The following is a 3,896-nucleotide window of genomic DNA, read 5'->3' on the forward strand; positions in this document are numbered from 1 at the left end:
ATTCTAGCATATTTTGTATGGGGCTTCTAAATAAAAATCTTATTTGGAGGTCATATTATGACAGAATCAATGCAAAGCGTAGGAATCAGAATCAAGGAATTAAGAGAGAAACAAAACCTGACACGGCAAGATTTAGCAAGATATATCGGACGTGACGTTTCTGAAAAAGAGGTGCAAGCTTGGGAAGAACAATCAGTCTTTCCAGGTTTTGAAAAATTTGATGAATTAACGGACGTCTTGGGGACGTCGCTTGATTATCTGCTTTCTGGAAAAAAAGGGCATGATCAACAGATTTATTTCTTGCCTGATGTGCTGGAAGAAATCGAAGAAAAGCTTCAGGAAGCGGAATTATTAGAAAGAGAAAAGAACAAGTATCGTTTGATGTATCGGCAATTCGTTGCAATTATGGAAATGGCAATCGAGCAGCCGAAAAGGGTTGAATCATTCGTTGAATCCATGGCGCAAACTTGGCGCATGATTCAGGAATGATTATATGTATGTCTTATAAACATATGTGGTAAACATGTGATATAAGACATACATATGTTTTGGCAACAGTCGAAAGGCTGTTGCTTTTTTGTTGCGTAAGCAAACAAAAAAGAGGTTTTGACGGAGTGAAAAGTGGAGTTTCTGCGAATGCAGAAATGACAGTTTGAGCGTAGGCACTCGGTCGCCTTCAGGCGGACGACAGCCCTCGGCAGAGCACACACTTCCGAAGTGAAGTATAGTGTGTTAGACTTTACATGGAAGTAGTACCGATTCTAAAAGAGAAACGAGGGTTGTTTATGAGTATGATTGTTGCACGTATGCAGAAGATGAAAGCAGGAAATTTAGGGGGCATACAAAAACATAATCAGCGAGAATTTGTGAACCATTCCAATAAGGATATTGATGTTGAACGTTCAGAAGCAAATTATGATTTGGCAAATGAAGAGCCAGTCAATTATCAAAATCATGTTTCGGAAATCATTGATTCTCAAAGGGAAAGTACACGAGCCATTAGAAAAGATGCGGTATTAGTCAACGAATGGATTATTACTAGTGATCAAGAGTTTTTCAAAGATTTATCAGAAAGTGATACACGCTTGTTTTTCCAAGAGTCATTCAATTTTTATGCGGATATATTTGGTAGGCAAAACATGGCTTATGCTGTGGTTCATATGGACGAAACAACCCCACATATGCACTTGGGTGTTGTGCCAATGGTAAATGGTAAGTTATCAAGTAAAAGTGTGTTCAATCGGAAAACATTGCTAGAAATACAGGAAGAACTACCTAAATATCTCAAAGAAAAAGGTTTTGATATTGAGCGTGGAATGGAACGTTCAGAACGAAAAAACTTGAGTGTTTCAACGTACAAAAGTGTTGTCAATCAAGCGAAAAAAGAAGCAGAAAAAGAAGTAGCTGAGATAAAACGTCAGCAAAAAACGGAAAAGCAACAATTAAATCAAGAGTTTAAAAAACTCAATGCCCTTAAAGGAAAAACAGAAAATGCTAAAGTGGCGCAAAAATGGCTTACGAACTTTGAAAAAAATCTGCCACGAACGATTACTGGAAAACCTATACTCGACAAAGAAAATTCAAAGAAACTAAGTCAGTTTGTGTCTGGTATTCAAAAAGAGGATATTAAGACCTTGCAAGAAAATCATAAGCTGGAGCGTAAAAACGAGAAGTTATCAGAAGAGAATGGCAAATTAAAAAAAGAAAACGAGCAAGTGGCGAAACGTCGTGATGAGTTGATCTCGGAGAAAAAAGATTTAGAAGGTCGTTTTGATGGCGTGAGAGACGATTCTAGGGTTTTTGAAGATAAACTAAAGGAATTAGGGCATGACCCTTCTAAAATGCCTGAAATCGAATATGAGGGGCGTTTAGTTATGAGTAAACTTGAGCGTGGTATTAAACCAAAAAACAAAAAGGTTGCGGAAGAATGGCTGGACACTCTGAAGGAAAACAAGAAAAAAGGCTTGATACAAGGCAATCGTTTAGAACAATTTATGGAACAATTAAAGGCTATGATTGATTCATTCCTAAGCAAAATAAAAGGATTGGCTAGATAATTTGATGCGTTGGTGTAAATATGTCATGAAAAGCTCTATTTTGCGTTCTGAGCGGTTTTAGCGTTTATTTCGTTTAGTTATCGGCACAATCGTTAAAACACGTTAGAGGAGCGAGAATGGAGCCTGTAAGGCGACTGGTAGCGGAACGGTCGTGTTAGATTGTAAAAGCCGATAGCTGAATGAAATAAACAGCGGCAGCACCCTTCCATTTCGGCAGGAGGAGGCTCAAGGGTTTTGGGGAATGACATTCCCCAAGGTCTTATATATTTCATACTCGGGAGTATTTGTCAGTTTTTGTTTTCTGGTGTTATAATTATAAAAAATCGAAAAAAGAGCAAAAAAAATAGTCGAGCAGTGTTGGAAGCACCCTCGACCTTTACGGAAACTACTTCTACTAGTCCCGTAACTCATAATCATTATACGAATATTTTTAGGTTTCTTCAAGACTAGAGATTCTTGTTAATGAATTTTAAGGGTTACGTGAACTTTTAAAATTCTTTCCAAGAATCTCTTTTTTCTTTGAGGAGGAACGAAACTTGAGTAAAAATGGCACGATCGTAAATGAGTGGGAAAAACTTAACCGCATATCTAACAGGCGGTTAAATGTACATAATATGTACACCCCCTTAAAAATGCAGTGGTCGATTGACCGAATTACCATTGTTGGAAAACTGAAAGAAAATATTTATTATCATACTCAAAATGATGTGTTGATTTTAGATTTTGAACAGCTTATGCGCCTAAACGAAGGTAACGGATATTTAAAAGCGGTTGGGAATAATGGCTGGCAATTGTTAGACCAATATGAAGAAAATATTGCCTATATTGAGATTCTTAAGTTTCATGAGGGAAAAGGGCGGATTGACTTTAACCCCAGTAAAATCAATCAATTTTTAGCTGGTTCAATGAAAAATTTCATTCATGATTTATTTTTAGAACCACATTTCTCACGTGCAGATATTGCTTGCGATATTATCGATGTGCCTGATGAGTTTATTACACAATATCGAGTGGTTGACCCTGTTTCTTTCAAGCCAATTTATGGGCGGTCTGGGAAGCTGGAAACGGCTTATTGGGGCAGTCGTGCCAGCGAGCGACAAATAAGGATGTATAACAAAAAATTGGAACAAGAAACCAAGCGGAAAATTGTACCACCAGAAATAAAAACTTGGTGGCGACTGGAATTGCAGTTAAGGCGTGGGAAAGCGACGGATTGGCATGCGATGGTTCACGAAAGTTTAGATAGTTTTGCTAGCCCTCATTTTCTACCTCTTGATGTAAAAACAAATGATAAGGTCATGATTTTTGGATTGATTGCTAATCCTGAAATGTGGGGTTTTTTAGAGCGCAGAATGAAATACAAGTTGAGAGATATTCTGAAAAGAGAAAGTCAAAATGATGAATTGACGAATCATTTACGAGAAACATTTTCGGAATCGGCAGATGTTTTGAAAAAAGAATTAGATACTTGGTTACAAGGGCTTGATGTGACGGAAGAAGGTGAAAACAATGAACTATGAACAAACAGAAAGAATTGAATCGTTGAATGAGTTTTCGCAAGGCATAACGGCAAGGCTGATTGCTTTTCTTTCAAAAGAAAATATTCCAATCGATACGCCAAATAATTTTCATGTTTTACTGTACCAGCAATTCAAAGAAATACTGAATCTCAATTTGTTTCAGTTGTCGTCTGAAGAGTTGGAAAATATAGAGAAGTATTGGCAGTTGATGAATGAGTTATTACCTGAAATTGGGGTAATAAAAAAATAAAGAGGGGCTTACACCCACCCGACTAAAAGTGATAGTAAGCCCCATGCAACCAGTAAAGATTGCTAGACT

Annotated in this window: 4 protein-coding genes; all 4 read left to right on the forward strand. The window is 37.3% G+C overall.

Features of this window, described 5'->3' with window-relative positions:
• Positions 1–57 precede the first annotated feature (57 nt).
• Complete coding sequence (locus IGJ14_RS15335) at positions 58–489, forward strand: helix-turn-helix domain-containing protein (protein ID WP_430608671.1); 432 nt, start codon at positions 58–60, stop codon at positions 487–489.
• 296 nt (positions 490–785) lie between these two features.
• Positions 786–2,057, forward strand: a complete 1,272-nt coding sequence (gene mobV, locus IGJ14_RS15340; RefSeq protein WP_430608672.1) for a MobV family relaxase — start codon at positions 786–788, stop codon at positions 2,055–2,057.
• Between the two features lie 536 nt (positions 2,058–2,593).
• Positions 2,594–3,577, forward strand: coding sequence for a replication initiation factor domain-containing protein (locus tag IGJ14_RS15345; protein WP_430608669.1), 984 nt, complete (start codon positions 2,594–2,596; stop codon positions 3,575–3,577).
• Positions 3,567–3,827: a hypothetical protein gene (locus IGJ14_RS15350; RefSeq protein WP_430608670.1), complete on the forward strand. Its 261-nt coding sequence runs from the start codon at positions 3,567–3,569 to the stop codon at positions 3,825–3,827. The genes IGJ14_RS15345 and IGJ14_RS15350 overlap by 11 nt, the downstream gene beginning before the upstream one ends.
• Positions 3,828–3,896 lie beyond the last annotated feature (69 nt).

The sequence above is a fragment of the Enterococcus sp. DIV1304_2 genome, assembly GCF_050555445.1.
GTDB classification, from domain to species: Bacteria; Bacillota; Bacilli; order Lactobacillales; family Enterococcaceae; genus Enterococcus_B; species Enterococcus_B pernyi.